Source organism: Psychrobacter sp. SHUES1 (assembly GCF_001652315.1).
In the GTDB taxonomy this organism is placed as follows: Bacteria; Pseudomonadota; Gammaproteobacteria; order Pseudomonadales; family Moraxellaceae; genus Psychrobacter; species Psychrobacter faecalis.
Genome location: NZ_LXWA01000097.1, coordinates 1 through 21,716 on the forward strand (window position 1 = coordinate 1; position 21,716 = coordinate 21,716).

A 21,716-nucleotide genomic window follows, 5' to 3' on the forward strand; every position below is an offset into this window, starting at 1 on the left:
TGATGGAACTGGCACATCTGGCAAGGGGTGTAGGTAAATAACGTACGCAGTCCTCGTCTACCATCACAGGTAATGCTTTGTACATCAACGCCTAACGATGCTAGATGATCAATTCCTTGCTTGTAGGCACTGTTGGTTTCATGACTGACTATCGCGTAGTAAAGAACGGCTTTAGTGGTATTGTCCATAAAAACCATTAAACCGAACTTACGACCGAAGTAAGTGGTATCCATGATGATGTTAGCAGTATTCGGTCGTTTAACTTGATATTGGGTACTGACTTTGTCTAAGCGTCTTTGAATGGTTTTAAGACTACAGCTATACTTGTCAGCCAGTTGTTTGTAGGTCTGTTTCCCTTGGGTGTATTCAGTCCAAAGGGTCTGGTTATTGAGTCTTTTGCCACCTAAAAACTGCCGTCTGCAAGCTAGACATTGATACTGTTGTTTGCCTAGCTTGCGTCCATTCTTCTTGGTGTGTTTATCATGACAAAAAGGGCAGTTTTTTGATTCATGGCTTTGATTCCTTGCAAATATAGACAGTATATAGCGTTAGACACTACGCCAGCATGAATAATGTCCATTACACCAATATTGTTAAGTAAATTAAAAAATTTTAGATTTGATAATAAAAAAACCCGCTATAAAAATAGCGGGTTTTTTTTGCTTAATTACTTATCTAGTAATTAATCATTAAATCTTACTAGTTAACTCAGGCAATGCTTCAAATAAATCGGCTTCTAAGAAGTAATCAGCAACGCTAGCGATTGGAGACTCTGGATCATTATTGATAGCAACGATCACTTTAGAATCTTTCATACCCGCTAAATGCTGAATCGCGCCTGAGATACCAGCTGCAATATAGAGGTCTGGTGCAACGATTTTACCTGTTTGACCAACTTGCATATCGTTTGGTACATAGCCTGCATCAACAGCAGCACGTGATGCGCCAACCGCAGCGCCAAGCTTATCAGCTAGCGGCTCGATATATTTAGTGAAGTTTTCACCGTTTGCTAGCGCACGACCACCTGAAACCACGATGCTTGCTGAAGTCAATTCAGGGCGGTCGGATTTTGCCATCTCTTCATTGACGAAGCTTGATTTACCCAAATCTTGAACATTATCCAGTGTCTCAACAGATGCTGAACCGCCTTCGCTTGCCACAGGATCAAAAGCCGTTGTACGGACTGTTAAAACCACTTTATCTTCTGAAGTCTTAACTGTTGCCGTGGCGTTACCTGCATAGATAGGACGCTCAAAGGTATTTGCATCTACGACCGCAGAGATTTCTGACAACATGCTCACGTCAAGTAAAGCGGCGACACGTGGCATAAAGTTTTTGCCAGTGGTAGTAGCAGCAGCAATGATATGGCTATAATCACTAGCGATGTCAGCAACCAATAGGGCGATGTTGCCTGCCAATTGATGCTCATAAGCGGCGTTATCGGCTAATAGTACTTTAGTCACGCCTTCAGCTTTAGCGGCTGCGTCAGCTGCTGCTTGCGCGCCGCTACCAGCGACCAATACATGGACGTCATCGCCTATTTGCTTAGCAGCAGCGATCGTGTTCAAAGTTGCCTTTTTTAGACTGGCATTGTCATGTTCTGCATATACCAAAATTGCCATTATTTTTATCCTTTATTTATTCGTATCATCTATTCATGCGGTTGTTTGTGTACAAAATGATTTACCAATCCAGCTTAAATATGAAACCTTTTAGATAACATCATTTTGCACAAGATATGCCGTAGAAAAATATTAAAAGACTCACGCCTTAGATAACTTTTGCTTCATTTTTTAGCTTATCGACCAACTCGTCAACTGAACCTACCTTGATACCAGCTTTACGCTCAGAAGGTGGCACGACTTTGATAATTTCTTGCTTAGAAGTCATATCGACACCGAAATCAGCAGGTGTTTTTTCATCAAGTGGCTTTTTCTTCGCTTTCATGATGTTAGGCAATTTAGCATAACGTGGCTCATTTAAGCGTAAGTCAGTGGTGATAACCGCTGGGAGCTCAAGTGCTAGGGTTTGCAGACCACCGTCGATTTCACGCGTGACGTTGACTTTGCTGCCTTCAACTTTTACTTCTGACGCAAAAGTACCCTGACCGATACCCATCAATGCTGCTAGCATCTGACCGGTTTGGTTGTTGTCGTCATCAATGGCTTGTTTGCCTAATAAGATAATATCCGTAGACTCAGTTTCAGCGATATTTTTAAGGATTTTAGCAACTTGTAATGGATAAGGTTTTTCGTCAGATACGACCAAAATCCCACGATCAGCACCCAAGGCTAAAGCTGCACGAATTTGCTCTTGTGATTCTTTTGGACCGATTGAGGCGACGATGACTTCATCAATCACGCCCGCTTCTTTTAGACGAACGGCTTCTTCAACAGCAATTTCATCAAAAGGGTTGATTGACATTTTAGTGTTAGATAAATCTACGCCCGAATTATCAGCTTTTACACGAACTTTTACGTTGTAATCAATGACACGCTTGACCGCTACTAATGCTTTCATACGTTCCTCGTTTATTAATGTTATGAATTAAGAGTTACCAATTAAGAACCAAAGGTTCATTTTCTTCAAACTATGGTGCAAATTGTCGTTCAAAATACTACTAAAGGTTTTTACCACATTAACATAGATTTAAACACCCCACTCTCAACTTAAACAAGACCTTGGTTTTATTAGCTTCAAATTAGCGTAACAGAAATATCTAATTTGCAATGCCATTAAAAATCAGCTACTTAGGAAAATAAGTTGAGAGTGGCGTATTTAAACATAAATATGTATAAGCCGCTCACCCAAGATATCGCGGCATCATATTTATTATTCGCTAGTCGTGATTTATTATTGGTATTTACTTTTATAAGTATTTACCAATAATAAAAATATACCAGCAAACGCTTAAATCCTGCTAAAGCTAAGCCAACCGTTATTATCAGACCCGTCTATCTTGCGTGAGCACAGGGCTAAGGTCAAGACAACGCCGTGAATAATGCGTCATAAATTTGTCACCATTGTTGCAAAAACTGTCTATGAGTGCCTAAATAGAGAATTAATTTGCTCGAATACGCTAACTCGACCGTCCTTTATAACAGAGACAGCCTTGTAATTAATGCCTACTTTACTATGATTTCATCTTCCGAGTTTTTATTGTCTAGGCGGTTTATCAGATTTATTGTTAGCATTAATTAGCAAATGGCTGTCACGAATGTCGTCAAACAGTGACCAGTCGGGTGCAGTATTATCCTGCTTAATGACACTCATATCGCCGGTCGTTTCCATAATAACAGCGAATACTTCGCTCTTTGCTTTCAATCCATTCTTACGCAATACTTCTTGCACGTCACTTTTGGTCAGATTGGCTTCTTTTAAATTATCGCAAAAATACTCTCCGTGCGCCATTAAGATAATTGCTTGATTATCAATCAGTGATTTTAGAGGCTTAGACTTACGCCTGATGACAGAGATGGTACCTTGAATAAGAAACAATATCGCAACGGCGACTAAGCCTTGCGCCAAAGATGGGCTGTCAGATAAGATGGTTGACGCCAGTATGCTACCGATAGCAACAGTCATGGCAAAATCGTAGCTTGAAAGCTTGGAAAAACTGCGTAGCCCCATCAGTCGCGTAAACGCAATGAGTCCCAAATATAATCCAAGCGCTGATAGTGAAATACCGAGCACTTGCGGCCATTCAATCGCAAACCATTTTTCCCACTGCATACACTCGCCTTTTTTATTTGGTATTAATGCCTAAAAACTTTTTTAAACTAATCCTCTATTAAGATAACAGCGTTATTGTCAAAAATAAATAATCACGCTTTGTCCAAACTTACAGAATTTAAGTCATTTTCTTAAAAAAATATCATAAAAAAAGCAACCTGATGAATGGTTGCTTTTTTTTAACGTCTAAACAGTATTTTTATTGTTTTAACAAACAAAGGAATCAATACTTATCGATTATCTTTATGGTATCAAGCTGGCTGATAAATCAGTTTACTCAATAATCACTAAGATTAGATAGCTTCGATTTGCTCAGCTTGTGGGCCTTTTTTGCCATCACCTAAGATGAAAGACACTTTTTGGCCTTCGGCTAGAGTTTTGAAACCGTTACCTTGGATAGCGCTGTAGTGAGCGAATACGTCTTGTCCGCCATTGTCTTGAGCGATAAAACCAAAACCTTTAGCTTCATTAAACCACTTTACAGTGCCTTCAACTTTCTCTGACATAAATTTTCCTAACTCTTTAACTGTTGGCGAGACGTGTGTCATCACCGATTAATTGATATATACTCAAGTATTTTTTGCTAAGCGCATCGGCTTAAACCCTTGATTTATCTAGAAGATAACCTAAAGCTCTTGCCTAAAATCCTACGAGTACAAACTGATTATAGCAGCTTTTCTAAACTGCAACAGGTTAAATTATTTTTTTTTGTAAAAAACCGCGGCTTTCTGTCAGCTTTATCATCAAATAAAGATGTATTATTTAAATAGTTGATTTTAATAAGTATTTTATAGCATCCAAGCTAAAACAATTGATTTGCCATGCATTTAATAGCACAACAACCAAAAACATCATTCCAGCGCTAAAACATTATTATGCAGGTAGCGGTAACCAGGGCGATAATAAAACCAGTAGACACAAGGCAAAAAATATCAAAGAAAAGGATTGGCTATAGGCGATATATTTAGCTGGCACCACCAAATCCTTCGGTGAGTCTGGTATGCCTTTGCGCTTGAGCAGACGCGTACCATATATCCAGCCGTAGATGGTATAGATGCTATAAGCGACTGGCACGGCAATGGCCAACGGCGCCAAATCAATGACGTACAACGCCAGAGTAGAGACAAAGAACCAAGCGGTATCAAGTAAAGAGCTGATGCGAAAGAACTTAGATTGCGGCAGCTTACCTTGGTTGCGCTTGAGCATCTCGCCTTCTATCCAAATCAATACTGCTACCACAGCGCTCAGAGTAATGTAGATAAATTGCGGCGTCAGCCAGTTAGGACTTGGTATTTGCACAACAGACAACCTGTAATCAAGAAAGAATAAGAATAAAAAATCAAGCGCTCAGATCATTCTTTAGCGTTTGGTTTTAGTATTTTTTTAAATAAAATAAGCAAGTCTGCTTATATGAGGCAGTAATAAAGAGTTTTCAACCACTAACAAGTGATTACGGTGGCAACTTTCTCTAGATTATTGAATTGCTAGCCATTAAAAAACCCATGCTATCGAGTGATAACATGGGTTTTGATTTTTAGATAACTAAAATGATAGAGATTTGATTATTGCTTAATTGCTTAACCATTCACTAATAAATTAGTTTTTGTCTTTATCGATGATTTTATTGCCACCAATCCAAGGCATCATGCCGCGCAATTTCGCACCAGTCACTTCGATTTGGTGCTCAGCGTTGTTACGACGACGGGCAGTCATTGAAGGATAGTTGGTTGCGCCTTCACTGATGAACATTTTTGCGTATTCACCAGATTGGATGCGTTTTAGCGCATTACGCATCGCTTCACGTGACTGTTCGTTGATCACTTCTGGACCAGTCACGTATTCGCCGTACTCAGCGTTGTTACTGATTGAATAGTTCATATCAGCGATACCGCCTTCATACATGAGGTCAACGATAAGCTTTAGCTCATGTAAGCACTCAAAGTAAGCCATTTCAGGAGCATAGCCGGCTTCAGTTAGGGTTTCAAAGCCCATTTTTACCAGCTCAACCGCGCCGCCACAAAGTACCGCTTGCTCACCAAATAGGTCGGTTTCGGTTTCATCTTTAAAGGTCGTTTCGATGATGCCTGAACGACCACCACCAACACCAGCAGCATAAGACAAGGCTAACTGCTTAGCTTGACCAGACGCATCTTGATAGATAGCGATTAAATCTGGGATACCGCCACCTTTGGTAAATTCTGAACGTACGGTATGACCTGGTGCCTTAGGCGCCACCATAATAACGTCAAGGTCGCTACGTGGCTCTACTTGGTTGTAATGGATCGCAAAACCATGAGCGAAAGCAAGGGTGGCACCTTCTTTGATGTTTGGTTCAATCACATCGCTATAAAGCTGTTTTTGGAACTCATCAGGGGTCAAAATCATCACGACGTCAGCCGCTTTTACCGCTTCTTCTACTTCAGCAACTTTTAAACCCGCGTTTTCCGCTTTTTTCCATGAGCTAGAATTGGCACGTAGACCAACGGTGACATCGACGTCTGAGTCTTGTAAATTCAACGCGTGTGCATGGCCTTGTGAACCGTAACCAATAATGGCAACTTTTTTGCCTTGGATGATTGATAGGTCACAGTCTTTGTCATAATAAACGTTCATAAATAGAGTCCTTTTCCTAAAACATGGCTGGCCATGGATAATAAGCGCTTCTGCTCTAACCGAAACTCTAAAGTATTGGCTAAAATGAGCGCGCTGTTGATAATAAATTAAGATTTTTAATAACGATTATAAAATTACAAGCTTAGGGTTTTTTCGCCACGTGCAATACCAATCACACCCGAACGCACCACTTCCATAATGCGCTCGCGACCAATCACATCGATAAAGCCGTCAAGCTTGGCTTTATCACCAACGATTTGAATGGTGTATAGGTTAGAATTGACATCAACGATTTGAGCGCGGAAAATATCAGCACTGCGTTTAATCTCTTCACGTACACCGCCCGACGCTCGTACTTTAATAAGCATGAGCTCACGCTCGACGTGCACATTGTCTGTTAGATTGAGCACTTTAACCACTTCAATCAATTTATGCAATTGCTTGGTGATTTGCTCGATTCTTTCAGGCGAGGTAATGGTAGTGACCGTCAGACGTGAGATACTTGGATCATCAGTAGGGGCGACGTTTAGCGTCTCGATGTTATAGCCGCGTTGGGAGAACAAGCCGACTAACCGCGACAACGAACCCGCTTCGTTTTCCATCAATACCGAAATCAGATGTTGTTGTTGCATTAGGTACGCTCCCCTTTTGTTAACCACATATCACGCATCGCTTGCCCAGCGACTTGCATCGGATAAACATGCTCATTACGATCGACATAAACGTCGATAAATACCAATTTATCAGTCATAGCCATAGCTTCAGCCAATTGTGCTTCCATAGTCGCAGGATCGGTAATCTTAATACCGACATGACCATAGCTTTCAGCCAATTTGACAAAGTCTGGTAGTGAGTTCATATAAGACTGCGCATGACGGCCTTCATACAGCATGTCTTGCCATTGTTTAACCATACCCAACTGTGCATTGTTTAGGTTCAAAATCTTGACTGGCAAGTTATATTGTAGGCAAGTCGATAGCTCTTGAATATTCATCTGAATAGAGCCTTCACCGGTAATACACACCACGTCACGCTCAGGATTGGCAAGTTTTGCCGCCATCGCATAAGGCAAGCCTACACCCATGGTGCCCAAACCGCCGGAGTTCAACCATTGACCAGGCTCATTATAAGTATAATAAAGCGCGGCAAACATCTGATGCTGACCGACGTCACTGGTGATAATGGCGTTACTATTGGTTACTTTATCCAAAGCCTGCACCACCGCTTGTGGCTTAATACCATTATCGGTATTAGTGTCATAACGTAGGCCATGACGCGTACGCCATTCATTAATTTGTGACCACCAATCTAACAAGGCATGCTGCTCAAGCTCTTTATCATCACCGATGATTTCTAACATATCGGTCAAGACTGCTTTAACATCGCCAACGATTGGAATATGGGCATTAATGGTTTTTGAAATGGATGCCGGATCAATATCGATATGAATAATCGTCGCATTCGGACAGAATTTTTTGACATTATTGGTCACGCGGTCATCAAAACGTGCACCGATTGCCAAGATGACATCAGCGTGATGCATACTCATATTGGCTTCATAGGTGCCATGCATCCCAAGCATGCCTAAGAACTGACTATCAGAACCTGGGAAAGTACCCAAACCCATTAAGGTATTGGTAACTGGTAAGTTTAAGCGATGAGCAAGCTCAGTCAACTCTTTACTGGCTTTACTCCAAATGACCCCGCCGCCTGCATAAATAACAGGACGCTGTGCTGACAATAAAGTTTCAACGGCCTTTTTAATTTGACCGCTATGACCTTTTAGTGAGGGCTGATACGAGCGGATAAACACGTCTTTTGGATAAGCGTAGGCAAATTTTTCACTTGGCGCTGTCATATCTTTTGGTACGTCAATGACTACTGGGCCTGGACGTCCAGACTGAGCGATATGAAAGGCTTTTTTGACAATCATAGGGATTTCGCTAGCATGGCGCACTTGGAAGCTATGCTTGACGATAGGACGTGATACACCGACCATATCGGTTTCTTGGAAGGCATCTTCACCGATTAGGCTACTAGGTACCTGACCTGAAATAACCACCATCGGCACAGAATCCATAAACGCGGTGGCGATTGCCGTCACGGTATTGGTCGCACCTGGACCTGAGGTCGCGAGCACCACACCTGTCTGACCGGTCACGCGTGAATAAGCATCTGCCATGTGGCCGGCTGCTTGTTCATGACGCACTAAAATATGCTCAATATTTTCTTGTTGAAACAAGGCATCATAGATATGTAGAACGGCGCCGCCTGGATAGCCAAAAATATATTTGACCCCTTCGTCGGTCAGTGCCTGCACCAACATCTCAGCGCCAGACAACATCACAGGCTGCTCGCTACCTTCTGCAAGGCGTTGTTGCTTTTCTTCAAAATTTTTGGCGGCATTACCCGTTTGGGTATGTCCAGTCATATTCGGACTTTGCGTGGTTTGCGTCACTGTCATCACCTTTTTTTGTGGTAAGAATGGTCGCTCATTTATAAAAGAAAACACCGTTTTTACAAGGTTATTGGTCTTATAAAGAAGATTCGGGATTCTTATCCATATCAAGAATGTGTGCCCACTATATCCAAGTAATACTGTTATATAGAACAGCATCGCACTCAAACACAGCAATATATGTAGGGTCAGCTTTGTGGCAGGATTTTATCGACAGACAGTGACAAGATGCGAATGCATCTATAAAAGAGGCTTATTATTTTGAGAATACCAAGTTACGACAGTAATAAATAAAGGGAGGCAGGATATGAAACGACTCTCAATAATATTGGCACGCTATAGGATCGCTAAATCTTATAACTTATTTTATGAGTTGTTGTTAAAACTATACATTGCGCCCTATTGTTTATTACAGCCAAATCTTACGAACCACAGTAATAATAAGTTTATCTTAGTCATTGTAGACAGATAAGTCCGCAGACAATAAATATAGAATCTGATAATCATTGCGATAATGACCATCTACTTTATATTTTTGTCACAAAGAAAATAAAACTGAGCAAGCTACTGATAAGCAACCCGTAGTCCTTATTTTCAAGTGCCACGGCAATTTTATAAAAGCCGCTCACTGACCAATCAACTGCTATTATATTCGATGGTTTAAGCACCTTTGTCAAGAAAAACTTCTAAACCCTATCCCTAACTATTAGTTATTAAACATTATGCATTTATAAGTATTATTTGCTAAAATCAAACGCTAGTGTATTTACTTTGTTATCAAGACGATTAAATATTATCCTTAACTGGTATATACAGCCGTTCTTTACCCCTTAAGAGGTTTGTCATTATGGCAATCGTTACTATGACATCTGCGTCTACCATAAACACCACTATCAAACTGCTGATGAGTATCAGCGCGGCGTGTATGCTCATGCTGTCAATGCATGCCAGCCATGCCATTCAGGTTTATAAGTCTATCGGCGCACACGGTGAGGTGAAGTACAGCCAATACGCGCCGCAAAATGGTAGAAATATTGAAGTGATTGAGTTTCGTAGTGACGGTAGACAAAATAATGCCGGACAATTGGCAGGGAAAACTGAAGCCAATCAAGCCGCCCCGCAAAGTGCTGAAGAACAGCGCGTGGCTCAGCTAGAGGCGCGCATTAAAGAACAAGAAGCACAGGCTAATGCTCAGCGTTGCCAGTCATTACGCAATAATTTGACCAACCTAAATGTTGGTGGGCGTATCTACGAGATGGATGCCAATGGTAAACGTCAATATTTAGATGGCCGTGAAATTGAGCTAAAACGCGAGCGTGTACAGCAAGCCATCAATCAATATTGTAATGGTACCTAAGTCCTGTAATCTATCTTTAAACAATACTAACACTGCTATATTCAATGTTGGTAGGTGCGGTTGATAACTATTTATTAGACAGTTATCGACTGCACAATATGGCGGATAGCAGCGGGCATATCCTGCGCTTGTAAGCCTCGTTGGCCGATCAATAATGAGCGAGTATTATGAGCATGGCTAAGACTTTCTAAATTTTCTGTCTGTCCCGCTAAGCAGTCGCCTGCCAGACCATGAAGCAGAACCGCTTGGTGCAAACTACGCGCTTCTTCGGTTAAATCCTTTTGCGCTAGCAGACCTGCAATGACGCCAGATAACACATCACCCATGCCAGCGCTTGCCATTCCGGCATTACCGACACCACAAGCGTAAATTTGTCTTTCCTCAGCCTTTTGTTCTAGCACTAACGACCCTGCACCTTTTAACACCCAATCTCCGCCATAGATGTTGGCGCACTTTTTTATCGTAGCTAGCCTATCCTCTTCTACTTCACTGACCTCTTTATTCAACAATCTTGCCGCTTCACCACTATGCGGTGTTAGGCAAACTTGATGTTCGCTACTATACGCTTTTAGCTGTGTAACCAGTTTATGCTCGCCAGCCTGTAATGTTGCCAAATGATATAGGCCATCGGCATCAATCACTATTGGCTTGCTGTTTTCTACCGCCGTTTGGATATAATTTATAAATAACGCTTTTGCCTTATCATCACGGCCAAGTCCCATGCCAATAGCAATAACACTGGCTTCTTTGATAAGATTTTTTACGCCATCGGTATCATGTAAATTGATGGTCATCGCATCGGGCAGTGAGGTTAATAGCGCTCCATGAAATGCTTCATGACAGGCGACGGTAATTTTCCCCGCACCAGTCGCCATCGTACTTGAAGCCGAGAGGATAGCGGCACCGCCCATGCCCTGCGAGCCATCAACGCGATTACCGCCAATCACTAATACGTGGCCGTAACTGCCTTTATAACTGTTTTGACGGCGTGAATTTAATGGATAAGCCGCTGTCAGTAGCTTGGCAATTGGTTTAAATTCTTTACTATTCGTTTGATAAGGGATGAGCGGAATGTCAATCACTTGTCCGCTATAATCCATACCATCGTTGGTATGTAAACCAAATTTGCGCGCAATCAAACATAATGTCGCATCAGCGTTTACAGCTACTTGGTCGAATACTTGCCCAGTAGAAGCAACCAAGCCACTGGGCACATCAACTGCAACGACCAAAGTGCCGTTGTACTGCGCGGCATTGTTAAGACTATTAATCGCCTGTTTATAAATACCATCAGGCGCGCGATCTAAACCTATACCAAATAACGCATCGACGTAGACGTCTGCTTGTAGCTGCTCATTTACGTTTTGCTTGTCATCAGAACTCATGTCTTCAAAGCGTAAATAGTCACAGTTAGCAGACAGCGCTATTTTCAGGGCTTTGTTGGCATCAGATAAAGAACTTTGTTGGTTAGATTGCTGGGTTGTCTCAGCCATCAAAAAATCCTGTTTGTCAAAACCGACGGCTGTTATCTCTACTTGCCAGCCCAATTGCTGTAAATAATAAGCAATCAACCAACCATCACCGCCGTTATTACCCTTCCCGACCCAGACATTCGCTCGAGGCGAACAATTATTGCGATTATGAGTGTTAGTAAATGCAAAGGAATGAAAATTAAGCATTTTTTGCTCATAAAGCGCCATAATATAATGCGCCATTTGCCATGCGGCCTGCTGCATCAATCCAAAACTGTCGTGACCTTCAGCAAACCACACCTGCTCCATGGCATAAATTTGATTGCTGCTATACAGCGCTACAGGCATGGTCGTTTTTGTGAATACATTGGTTGATACTGACATGGCTTATCCTCGCTTATTTTTATTTACTGGTCTTATTATTTTAATCATAAGGTAATGTATGAGTAGTATCAGCTCTATTAGATTTTACGAGAGCTTACAGTTTGGTAAAAATACAGATTTATTCATTTTACTACTTGCGCTCGTAACTCACTGGCTTATCATACTGCTATTCACATTATCATTTATAGCGCATTATGAATAGCAAAGCCCAACCTACGCACCTTCAATCAACACAGTCAGGCGCACAGACCTCAGATGCTCACAATTTAGCAGCGCAGACATCTGCGCCTAATCATGCAGGGCAAGCAAGAATTGCCGTTCATAATGCGTCAGAATTTGCTACACCGGCAGACGTCAAACAATGGATTAAAACCCAAGCGCAAGCCCTAGGATTTGCTGACTGTGGTTTTTTATCAGTGCATCATCCTTTATTTGTTCAGCAAACAGAGCACTTAAAGCAATGGCTAGCGAAAGGGTATGAAGGGCAATTGCAGTTTATGCATCATAACCATCATTTACGGGCGCAACCTGCGCTATTGGTAGAAGGCGCAAAAACCATTATTAGCGTGCGTATGGATTATTTAACCCAAACGCCCACGCCACGCGTAGTCACTGATAACGCTTATCCCAATCAAGGTATCATCGCCCGTTATGCCAGAGGACGTGACTATCATAAAACCATGCGTAGTCGCCTAAAACAACTGGCATTAAAAATAGAAACCATGCTCCCTGAATGGCAGCATCTTAATATCGGCTCAGAGCAGGACTTTATTTTTCGCCCCTTTAGCGATTCTGCGCCTATCTTTGAGCGTCCTATTGCCGATGCGGCGGGGCTTGGCTGGACGGGCAAACATACCCTGCTCATAAACAAGCAAGCTGGTTCGTTTTTTGTATTAGGCGAGCTATTTATGAGCCTTGAGCTGCCGGATGACGAACCGGTCAAGGAGCATTGCGGCAGTTGCAGCGCCTGTATTGACGTCTGCCCTACTCAGGCTATTATCGCGCCCTATGAGCTTAACGCTTCTGCTTGTATCTCTTACCTTACCATTGAACACGACGGCATTATTGATAGCAAATATCGCCGTGCCATCGGTAATCGTATCTTTGGTTGTGACGACTGTCAGCTTATTTGTCCGTGGAATCGCTACGCCAATATCACGTCAGTAGAAGATTTTGCTCCAAGGCACAACCTTGATAACAGCAGTTTGCTTGAGCTATGGCAATGGCAAGAAGCGGAGTTTATGAAAAAAACCGAAGGCAGTCCGCTTAGACGCACCGGTTACGTGAATTTTTTACGCAATATCGCCATTGGCCTTGGCAATGCCGATGGTAGTACGGAAATAATTACTCAGCTGCAAGCAAAATTAGGCGTTCATAATGCCATGCTGGACGAACATATCCATTGGGCAATTAAAGAACAGCAGGTAAAATTAGAAAATTTAAAACCGTAAATGCTATGGAAAATAAAGACCAAAAAAAAATGCCTCTAATGTTAGGAAGAGGCATTTTTGTTAGCGGTTAACTTTAAATATTTATGTTTAAAAGTCTATATTTTAATATTCAAAATCATCTCATGGCTTAGGAATACGTAGTACTTGACCTGGATAAATCTTATCTGGATCAGAAAGCATTGGCTTATTGGCTTCAAATATCTTCATATAATCACCCGTTGAACCATACACTTCTTTGGCAATTTTAGATAAGCTATCGCCAGATTTTACTGTGTACATAGTAGATTCAGGCGCATCTTCTTCGATATCGATATTATCAATAACTTTAGCGACGTTTTGCACGTTACCGATAGCGATAATGGCTTTTTCGCGATCCGCTTGGGTTTTGGCCTTACCACTGATTTCTGCGGTATCTGTAGAACCATTATATTTTACTTTTAGATTACTGATATTCAGATTTTGCTGCTGAATACGGCGTAGTAAAATATTGGCAACTGACTGAGCAGAAGGCTCCGTGCTTTGAACTGGGGTATTAGCATCCGCTTTAGTTTCTACTTTAGCGTCATGCTTGGCATCGTCACGGTTAAAAATCTTTTCACCGATGTCTTTTGCAAAACTGAACATACCCATAAAATTGCTCCTTAAAATATTGTTATCTATTATTTATCATTATTGTTTTAATAGGCAATGTATTTAACGTTTGTCACTCTCGCATCACCTATATCTGGATAAAATTTTTATCTCTAAACAGTGATTAAGGTTTCATCAATATAAAAAATATCACCTTATTACTGCTTACCATTCTTAGTATAGACAAAGGCAAATACCGTCTCTAGTAATAGTATGTTGAGTAATGTTGATTTGGCGTAGCTTATGTAACTTTATCATTAATAGCTACCATTCAAATATGGCAGTGAATTGAGTAAATATAAGCGGTAAAACAGAGAGTTAATCACTACCTCTAAAAAATAGCGTTAAAAAAACCGCTTATCAATAAAGATAAACGGTCATAGCACACTTACTAAGCGAATGATTAATTACAATTGCGCTTGTACGTAATCAATGGCTTTTTGAACAGTCGTTAATTCTGCTGAATCTTCATCAGGAATAGTGATGCCGAAATCGCTTTCGAATGACATAACCAATTCAACTAGGTCTAATGAATCAGCGCCTAAGTCTTCCATGAATGAAGCATCATTGTTGATGTCTTCAACGTTCATACCTAATTGTTCCGCTACCGCAGATTTAACTCTTAGCTCGGTATCATTACTCATGTAGATTTCTCCTTTTTGATCTATTATTTCGACAAATTGCCATAGTCTTATGATAAAGCGCTATGGCAGTATATATAAAATGGGCTGGTCAAATTATCACGGCTGTCTGGTAGACAGATAACCAATTATACGTTTTGACTAATGTCTGCTAAAACCTAGCTATCATACAGGGCTTTGACAAAAAAGCATCCGCTATTATAGCACCCTTTATTATAGTTTACACTCGTTCACAGAGTTTTTTATTATAACTATGTAACGCCAAATTAGAATGATAGTTCTAACGCTACATGTACATACCGCCATTAACCGGAATAACCGCACCTGTAATATAGCTGGCTTCATCACCTGCTAAGAAAAACACGGCGGCAGCGATATCTTCTGGCTGACCAAGACGGCTGATTGGAACCGCATCAAGCATTGAGTTAAGTAGGCGCTCGTCAAGCTCATCGGTCATATCGGTTTCAATAAGACCCGGTGCCACACAGTTAATCGTCACTTGGCGTGAGCCGATTTCGCGCGCTAGCGTTCGGCTAAAGCCTTCGACGCCGGCTTTAGTGGCCGCATAGTTAGATTGACCCGCATTGCCCATCTGTGCAACCACAGAGGTGATATTGATAATACGGCCACGGCGCGCTTTCATCATACCGCGTACCGCCCGCTTACTCATACGATAAACCGAAGTCAGATTGGTATCGACAACATTGTCCCAATCTTCATCTTTCATACGCATCAATAAGCCATCTTGGGTGATACCGGCATTATTAACCAGTACTTGTACGGCGCCATAAACGCTTTCGATTTCTTCAAACAGCTTATCAATCTGCGCCGTATCGCGCACGTCTAGCACGCGCCCAATACCACCACTATCGTTTAAGTATTCTTCGATAAGTGCTGCGCCTTTTTCGGTGGTCGCGGTGCCAATGACAAAGTGTCCTTCTTTGGCAAAACGTTTAGCGACCGCTTTACCGATACCGCGGCTTGCGCCCGTCACTAATGTAATCGTACGGCTCATGATAATACCTCCATCAACTTATCTAAACGGGCAGGCTTGTCGGTAGGATAACTTACGATAGGATGCGCTTGACGCTTGGCCAAATTACTTAAGACGTTACCGCTGCCACATTCGATTAAAATATTAATTTGCTTATCTGCCAATTCCTGCATGGTTTTTGACCATAAGACCGGTTCACTGAGCTGCTCGGTCAATGCTTGCTTGATAGCGACTGCATTGCTTTCAACGCGCGCATGGCGGTTTTGAATCACTGGAATGGTTGCTTGATCAAATTGAATGGCTGCCAACTCATCAGCCAAGGCATTTGTTGCAGGCTCCATAAGCGCACAATGCGACGGTACACTAACCTTTAATGGAATGGCTTTTTTACCAGTATTTTGAACTTTATCAATGACGGCGTTGACGCCAGCGGCATTACCTGAAACCACCACTTGACCTGGACTATTAAAGTTTGCGGCGCCAACAATGGCATCATCAACGTGCTCGGTCGCTTGTTCGCATAAGTTTTCGACGCGGTGGTCTTCAAGACCAAGCACCGCTGCCATCGCCGTATCGACCCCTGCTACCGCCTCTTGCATCAATTGACCGCGTTTATGCACCAGCTTGACCGCATCAGCTAAGGATATCACTCCAGCGGCACATAAGGCGCTATATTCACCCAAGGAATGACCCGCTAGGTAACAAGGCTTATCTTCTATTTTTTGTTGTAAGATGCGCCAAACAGCGATACTAGCAGTCAATAAAGCCGGCTGAGTATATTGGGTTTTATTCAGTTTGTCTTCGTCCTGACAAATTGCCCATAAGTCTTCACCAAGCGCTGTACTGGCTTCGGTAAAGGTATCATGAATTTCAGGATAGGTTTCAGCAAGCTCGCTCAGCATACCGACCACTTGTGAACCTTGTCCAGGGAATAGCACAGCTATACGGGTGGGTTGTTTTTTTACCATATCGGGTACAGAGGCCATAACCAATATTCCTTATTTAATTGGAAATACCCCTAAATACATGGGGTTTATTATAGGATTAAAAGATAATAAAAAAGATTTATTATGAAGAGCGCCGCTATCATTATTCCTTTAAGACAGCCGACTGCTATTAAACTATACACTGACGCAGACAATAAGCATAGTTATCAAAGACTGAACGCTTAAAATGTGATATCTCTATAATCACTACTTGATAAAAAATAGATAACAAAAAGCCAAGATATCTGACTTCATAATATATGATAGCGAGATAACTTGGCTCTTGTTTGCTTAAACTGCTTGCACCATAACAACTGTGTAAAATCATCGATAGTCATTAGAACTACCAGCATTTTGCATCAACCATCAGTGGGCAAATAAATTAAGCGTCTTGACTAACTTTAAAAAGCTGGCGACCACGATAGAAACCATCTTTAGTCATGTGATGACGACGATGTTTTTCACCAGTAGTAGCGTCGATGCTTAATTCAGCCACTTCCATACGATGATGTGAACGGCGCATGTCACGACGAGAACGACTTTTACGACTTTTTTGAACAGCCATGATATAGCTCCTATACTTAAAAGGGTTAAGCTTGAAATTCAGCTTTAATCGATACTGACAGAGGCTATATAATCACAACAACCTAAGTCTTACGCATCATTAGTTAAATAGATTGCCACACGTATTAAAGTGCTGACTACGTCTAAAATCTATAGTTCGTTTGCGAAGCCAGCTTCTCTCTGCCAGCGGCAGGTTGCTAGAATGCAATAAACGGGACATTATACGCATGTTTCGCCAATTAATAAAGCCTTGCTTTTCACTCTTGGACAAAAAGCTGATAAAAGGTAGAAAGTAATGATTTATCGACGTTATACTGCCAGTTCTGGGGCTATAACTTGCCCTTTAACGATGCTAACGCTGCAAAAGGATTCTCATTTTCCTCTTCTTCTGGAATGTCACCAAACTGCTCAACACTCATCTCGCAATCATCGTGCTTTGGTGCCATTGGCGCTTTTAGCAAAATCTCATCTTCGATCAATTTTTTAAACGGCAATAAACGCTCAGGCGCAGGCTCAGTGATGATTTCATCGAGCAGCAAGTAATCCTGCTCTTCACCGACCAAACGCACTTGGCTTTCGTTATCTAACAATGCAATATCATAATCATCAGTCAAATCAATGGCAATCGGTTGCAAACAACGCTGGCAGGTCAACCATATCTCACCCTTGAGAGTAAAAGACAAATGCAACACATTATTATGGCGATATAGGTTGGCTTTAAGCTCAAGGTTTGATTGCTCGTGCTCAGTTGACAAGATAGCATTTAGGCGCTCAAACGAACGCGGTGCAACTTGCCCTGACCATTCAAAGCCACTATCTTCCCATTTGCTTAAAGAAACATCTTCTGGCAGGTTGGTCGACATTGCAGCTGCTGTTTTGTCAGCCTGAAGCGCTGACGGCTTGTTTATTGGAGTGCTTGACATGCGCGGCCTCATTCATCAAAAACGGTGTATAATATTGCCTGCCATACTAACGGAAAGCGCTGATGAGCGCTAGGGCTAGTATGTTAAGATTTTTGGTAAGTGCTTTCGTATTAAGTTTGCATTTACCTTGGCTTGCTCGCGTTGCAAATCACGCGCTCCACCTTTTTATTTGGTTGATCTATTCATATGATATCGCCTGCTGTTGATCCTGACTTTTCTGTCTTGCTTTCTGGCTCTGATGCAAAACGCTTGCTACATCGTTTAAATACTTTAGAAACCAAAAAGCCACCTGAGTTTTTGAGCTCTATTTCAGAGATGCAGTTAAACGCACTGTCAAAACAATGGCAGAAAATTACCCATGCTGAAAATACCAACACTGTTGATGAGAATGAAAAAGCAGCGACCGATTGGCTGATCAGTTTATTCAATACGCTATTTGCCCACCAGCACGTTATCCTAGTACGTGGCACCGGCGAACCAGAGTATTTCCCTGCCAAAGACAATCAGCCAGCACGTATTGAATTTGCCCATGGTTTCTTTCAAAGCGGATTGCATGAGTGTAGCCATTTTTTTATTGCAGGAAAGCGTCGTAGACAGCTCTCTGACTTTGGCTATTGGTATGCACCGGATGGGCGCACAGAGGCTCAACAACAAGCGTTTGAGCGTGTAGAAATCAAACCACAAGCGTTAGAGTGTTTATTTACTTTAGCGTGCAGGTGTTCTTTTCAAGTGTCGCAAGACAATCTGTTTGCCACCTTTGATACCAGTACTAGCACCTTTGCGCAGGACGTCTATCAGCAGACCAAAGCATATATCACGGCACCTCATACGCTACCACATGACGCCAAAATATTATTGCAGGCATTATTAACGATTTGTACCGCTAATTAGCGATTAAAAACTGCTCTCTATAACGCCAATCTCAACTTATCATAGGCCTTTGATTTTTATAGAATTTAAAATTTTAATTGTTTTAACTGAAATTTTAAAAACTAAGTAAACCAATACCTTAGAAAAATAAGTTGAGAGTGGGGTCTCTATAGTCAAAATATCCTAAAAACGCTACGGTATTGCTGATATCAATTTTTTGTAGCCTCTGTCTGCACAGGCACAGCAAGCAAGAAAAATTGATATCAGCAGTGCGTGAAGTATCTATATTACTTTTCACTCACTATATATACTTATTTCCTATCGAAAGCGGTCCACAACTATAGTGTTAACGTTTCCCTACTCACCGTAACGCCTTGCTAATAAACTTATATTTACTTTGCATTATACTGATTGAGTAGTAACGCTATCTTTTGATGCAGTCAGAGAGATACGCTAAAAAAACAAAACAATTTCATTTTTAAAAAAATGCCTATGAAGCACTCTATAATTATAAAATAAGGAAAAATCATGCAAGTATTTTACATTCATCCGGACAACCCACAACCGCGGCTTATCGAACAAGCAGCAGATTTATTACGTAACGACCAATTACTTATCTATCCTACCGATACCAGTTATGCTTTTGGCTGCCGCTTAGGCGCTAAAGACGCACTAGAAAAGCTTAAACATGTCCGTGAGCTTGACGATAAGCACCAATTCACCTTGTTATGTCGCGATTTAAGTGAGATTGCCAACTATGCAACGGTGGACAATGTGCAATTTAAACAGCTAAAAGCGCATACGCCGGCACCGATTACCTTTATTTTAAACGCCACCAAAGATGTACCTAAGAAGTTGGCGCATCCTAAGAAAAAAACCATTGGTATTCGCGTGCCCAGCAATCCTATTGCGCAAGCATTGCTAGCAGCGATGGATGAGCCTATATTGACCAGTTCACTCATATTGCCGCATCGAGATGAGATATTGGACGATCCATTTGAGATTGAAGAGTTACTCGGTAATCAAATAGATGGTCTCATTAATGCTGGTATCAAAACCACCAAACTGACTACTATCGTCGATATGACCACTAATCAGCCCGAAATCATCAGACAAGGTGCTGCTGACGTCAGCTCACTCGTACCATAAAAAAAATTTTAAGAATAAAAGGCATAAAAAAAGCTCCAAATTATTGGAGCTTTTTTTATTATACAATGAGCGCATAAAATTAGTCACGATCAACCAATTCTACATAAGCCATTGGCGCATTGTCACCATCACGGTAACCGCATTTTACGATACGCAAATAACCACCTGGACGAGTTTGGTAGCGAGGACCAAGCGTGCCAAATAATTTACCTACCATAGTTTTGCTACGCATACGGCTAAATGCCAAACGGCGATTAGCAACGCTGTCTTCTTTAGCCAAAGTGATCAATGGCTCAGCAACACGGCGTAATTCTTTTGCTTTTGGTAAAGTTGTTTTGATCAGTTCATGCTCAAATAATGAGTTGGTCATGTTCTGAAACATTGCCTTACGATGACTGCCGGTACGACCCAGCTTGACTCCACTCTTACGATGGCGCATAGTCAAAAATCCTTAAAGTTTAACGGCTACGATAAGAAAAGCGATCATCGACACGAAGGTCAGCTGGTGGCCAGTTGTCTAGGCGCATACCGAGCTCTAAATCTTTAGACGCTAATACGTCTTTGATTTCGGTCAATGATTTCTTACCAAGATTTGGGGTTTTTAGAAGTTCAGTCTCTGAACGCTGTACCAAATCACCGATATAGTAAATGTTTTCAGCTTTCAAGCAGTTGGCTGAGCGAACCGTTAGTTCAAGATCGTCCACAGGGCGTAATAGCACCGGATCAACCTCTTCTTTTTCTTTCACAGGCTCAGGCGCTTCTTCAGCTTCTAGGTCAACAAAGATAGAAATCTGTTGTTGTAAAATAGTGGCTGCTTTACGAATTGCTTCTTCTGGATCGATAGTGCCATTAGTTTCAAGCTCGATGATAAGACGATCAAGATCGGTACGTTGTTCTACACGTGCGTTCTCAACCTGATAAGCAACACGCAGTACTGGACTAAAACTTGCATCAAGCTTTAAGCGTCCAATCGCTTTAGTGTCGCCATCTTCACGGCGCTGGTTTGCTGGCTCATATCCACGACCCATTACCACACGCAAACGCATCTTAAGATGACCACGGTCGCTTAATGTACCCAATACCAATTCTGGATTGATAATGTCGACATTATGCGGCAACGTGATGTCTGCAGCAGTAATAGTGCCTGGACCTTGTTTATCCAAGGTCAAGAATACTTCATTTTGGTCATGAAGGGTAATTGCCAAGCCTTTTAAATTCAAAAGCAAGTCAAGTACGTCTTCTTGTAGTCCTTCAAGCGTTGAGTATTCATGGTCAACACCATCAATCTCAGCTTCAATGACTGCAGCACCAGGTAATGAAGATAACAAGATGCGACGTAAGGCATTACCTAAGGTATGCCCAAAGCCGCGTTCTAACGGTTCGAGCGTGACTTTCGCAATCGTTTCATTAACCGTATCCACGTTAATGGCGTTCGGCGTTAGAAACTCAGTTGCACTTAGCATCATGATGTCACCTCGATTTATTAAACTGG

The 21,716-nt window shown here is 41.7% G+C and carries 21 protein-coding genes and 1 pseudogene; 4 read left to right on the forward strand and 18 right to left on the reverse strand.

Annotation, left to right across the window (positions count from 1 at the left end; translation table 11 throughout):
- From A7325_RS11865 to A7325_RS11905, 9 genes and pseudogenes are all read right to left on the reverse strand, one after another.
- Positions 1–233: pseudogene (locus tag A7325_RS11865) on the reverse strand (hypothetical protein); the annotation flags it as partial.
- Between the two features lie 456 nt (positions 234–689).
- Entirely contained in the window at positions 690–1,622 is a 933-nt protein-coding gene (locus tag A7325_RS11870; protein WP_068408410.1) for an electron transfer flavoprotein subunit alpha/FixB family protein, read from the reverse strand.
- A gap of 148 nt (positions 1,623–1,770) precedes the next feature.
- Positions 1,771–2,520, reverse strand: a complete 750-nt coding sequence (locus tag A7325_RS11875) for an electron transfer flavoprotein subunit beta/FixA family protein (protein ID WP_068408412.1) — start codon at positions 2,518–2,520, stop codon at positions 1,771–1,773.
- Positions 2,521–3,156: 636 nt separating this feature from the next.
- Positions 3,157–3,732, reverse strand: a complete 576-nt coding sequence (locus A7325_RS11880) for a DUF421 domain-containing protein (RefSeq protein ID WP_068408414.1) — start codon at positions 3,730–3,732, stop codon at positions 3,157–3,159.
- A 293-nt stretch (positions 3,733–4,025) separates the two neighbouring features.
- Positions 4,026–4,238, reverse strand: coding sequence for a cold-shock protein (locus A7325_RS11885; protein WP_068408416.1), 213 nt, complete (start codon positions 4,236–4,238; stop codon positions 4,026–4,028).
- A 367-nt stretch (positions 4,239–4,605) separates the two neighbouring features.
- Positions 4,606–5,031, reverse strand: a complete 426-nt coding sequence (locus A7325_RS11890; RefSeq protein ID WP_068408418.1) for a hypothetical protein — start codon at positions 5,029–5,031, stop codon at positions 4,606–4,608.
- Positions 5,032–5,328: 297 nt separating this feature from the next.
- Positions 5,329–6,345, reverse strand: a complete 1,017-nt coding sequence (gene ilvC / locus A7325_RS11895; protein WP_068408420.1) for a ketol-acid reductoisomerase — start codon at positions 6,343–6,345, stop codon at positions 5,329–5,331.
- Between the two features lie 134 nt (positions 6,346–6,479).
- Positions 6,480–6,977 (reverse strand): acetolactate synthase small subunit, encoded by a 498-nt coding sequence (gene ilvN, locus A7325_RS11900; RefSeq protein WP_068408422.1) that lies wholly within the window; start codon positions 6,975–6,977, stop codon positions 6,480–6,482.
- Complete coding sequence (locus A7325_RS11905; protein WP_180952479.1) at positions 6,977–8,809, reverse strand: acetolactate synthase 3 large subunit; 1,833 nt, start codon at positions 8,807–8,809, stop codon at positions 6,977–6,979. The genes ilvN and A7325_RS11905 overlap by 1 nt, the downstream gene beginning before the upstream one ends.
- A gap of 841 nt (positions 8,810–9,650) precedes the next feature.
- Between A7325_RS11905 and A7325_RS11910 the strand changes: the two genes are divergently transcribed.
- Positions 9,651–10,160: a DUF4124 domain-containing protein gene (locus tag A7325_RS11910; RefSeq protein WP_226928797.1), complete on the forward strand. Its 510-nt coding sequence runs from the start codon at positions 9,651–9,653 to the stop codon at positions 10,158–10,160.
- 74 nt (positions 10,161–10,234) lie between these two features.
- On the opposite strand, the gene A7325_RS11915 is transcribed toward A7325_RS11910, so the two are convergent.
- Complete coding sequence (locus tag A7325_RS11915; protein ID WP_068408427.1) at positions 10,235–12,016, reverse strand: bifunctional ADP-dependent NAD(P)H-hydrate dehydratase/NAD(P)H-hydrate epimerase; 1,782 nt, start codon at positions 12,014–12,016, stop codon at positions 10,235–10,237.
- 194 nt (positions 12,017–12,210) lie between these two features.
- Between A7325_RS11915 and queG the strand changes: the two genes are divergently transcribed.
- Positions 12,211–13,467 (forward strand): tRNA epoxyqueuosine(34) reductase QueG, encoded by a 1,257-nt coding sequence (gene queG, locus A7325_RS11920; RefSeq protein ID WP_082894402.1) that lies wholly within the window; start codon positions 12,211–12,213, stop codon positions 13,465–13,467.
- A 120-nt stretch (positions 13,468–13,587) separates the two neighbouring features.
- Here the strand turns inward: queG and lysM are convergent, their stop codons facing one another.
- The 6 genes from lysM to A7325_RS11950 form a co-directional block, all read right to left on the reverse strand.
- Positions 13,588–14,097 carry a peptidoglycan-binding protein LysM gene (gene lysM, locus A7325_RS11925; protein WP_068408428.1) on the reverse strand — a complete coding sequence of 170 codons (510 nt, stop codon included), beginning with the start codon at positions 14,095–14,097 and terminating at the stop codon, positions 13,588–13,590.
- 407 nt (positions 14,098–14,504) lie between these two features.
- A complete protein-coding gene (gene acpP / locus A7325_RS11930; RefSeq protein ID WP_068034635.1) occupies positions 14,505–14,741 on the reverse strand; it encodes an acyl carrier protein in 237 nt (78 codons plus the stop codon).
- Between the two features lie 283 nt (positions 14,742–15,024).
- A complete protein-coding gene (gene fabG / locus A7325_RS11935; RefSeq protein WP_223808606.1) occupies positions 15,025–15,759 on the reverse strand; it encodes a 3-oxoacyl-ACP reductase FabG in 735 nt (244 codons plus the stop codon).
- On the reverse strand, positions 15,750–16,718 hold the full coding sequence (gene fabD / locus A7325_RS11940; protein WP_068408432.1) for an ACP S-malonyltransferase: 969 nt from the start codon (positions 16,716–16,718) through the stop codon (positions 15,750–15,752). Before fabD ends, fabG begins: the two co-directional genes overlap by 10 nt.
- Before the next feature lie 382 nt (positions 16,719–17,100).
- A complete protein-coding gene (gene rpmF, locus A7325_RS11945; protein ID WP_068408434.1) occupies positions 17,101–17,283 on the reverse strand; it encodes a 50S ribosomal protein L32 in 183 nt (60 codons plus the stop codon).
- A gap of 328 nt (positions 17,284–17,611) precedes the next feature.
- Complete coding sequence (locus A7325_RS11950) at positions 17,612–18,205, reverse strand: YceD family protein (protein WP_068408436.1); 594 nt, start codon at positions 18,203–18,205, stop codon at positions 17,612–17,614.
- Between the two features lie 186 nt (positions 18,206–18,391).
- On the opposite strand from A7325_RS11950, the gene A7325_RS11955 reads away from it, so the two are divergent.
- Positions 18,392–19,096, forward strand: coding sequence for an elongation factor P hydroxylase (locus A7325_RS11955; RefSeq protein WP_068408438.1), 705 nt, complete (start codon positions 18,392–18,394; stop codon positions 19,094–19,096).
- A 507-nt stretch (positions 19,097–19,603) separates the two neighbouring features.
- Entirely contained in the window at positions 19,604–20,224 is a 621-nt protein-coding gene (locus tag A7325_RS11960) for an L-threonylcarbamoyladenylate synthase (protein ID WP_068408441.1), read from the forward strand.
- 79 nt (positions 20,225–20,303) lie between these two features.
- Here A7325_RS11960 and rplQ read toward each other — a convergent pair whose 3' ends face one another.
- On the reverse strand, positions 20,304–20,663 hold the full coding sequence (gene rplQ, locus A7325_RS11965) for a 50S ribosomal protein L17 (RefSeq protein WP_068408443.1): 360 nt from the start codon (positions 20,661–20,663) through the stop codon (positions 20,304–20,306).
- A 19-nt stretch (positions 20,664–20,682) separates the two neighbouring features.
- Positions 20,683–21,690, reverse strand: a complete 1,008-nt coding sequence (locus A7325_RS11970) for a DNA-directed RNA polymerase subunit alpha (protein ID WP_068408445.1) — start codon at positions 21,688–21,690, stop codon at positions 20,683–20,685.
- Between the last annotated feature and the right edge of the window lie 26 nt (positions 21,691–21,716).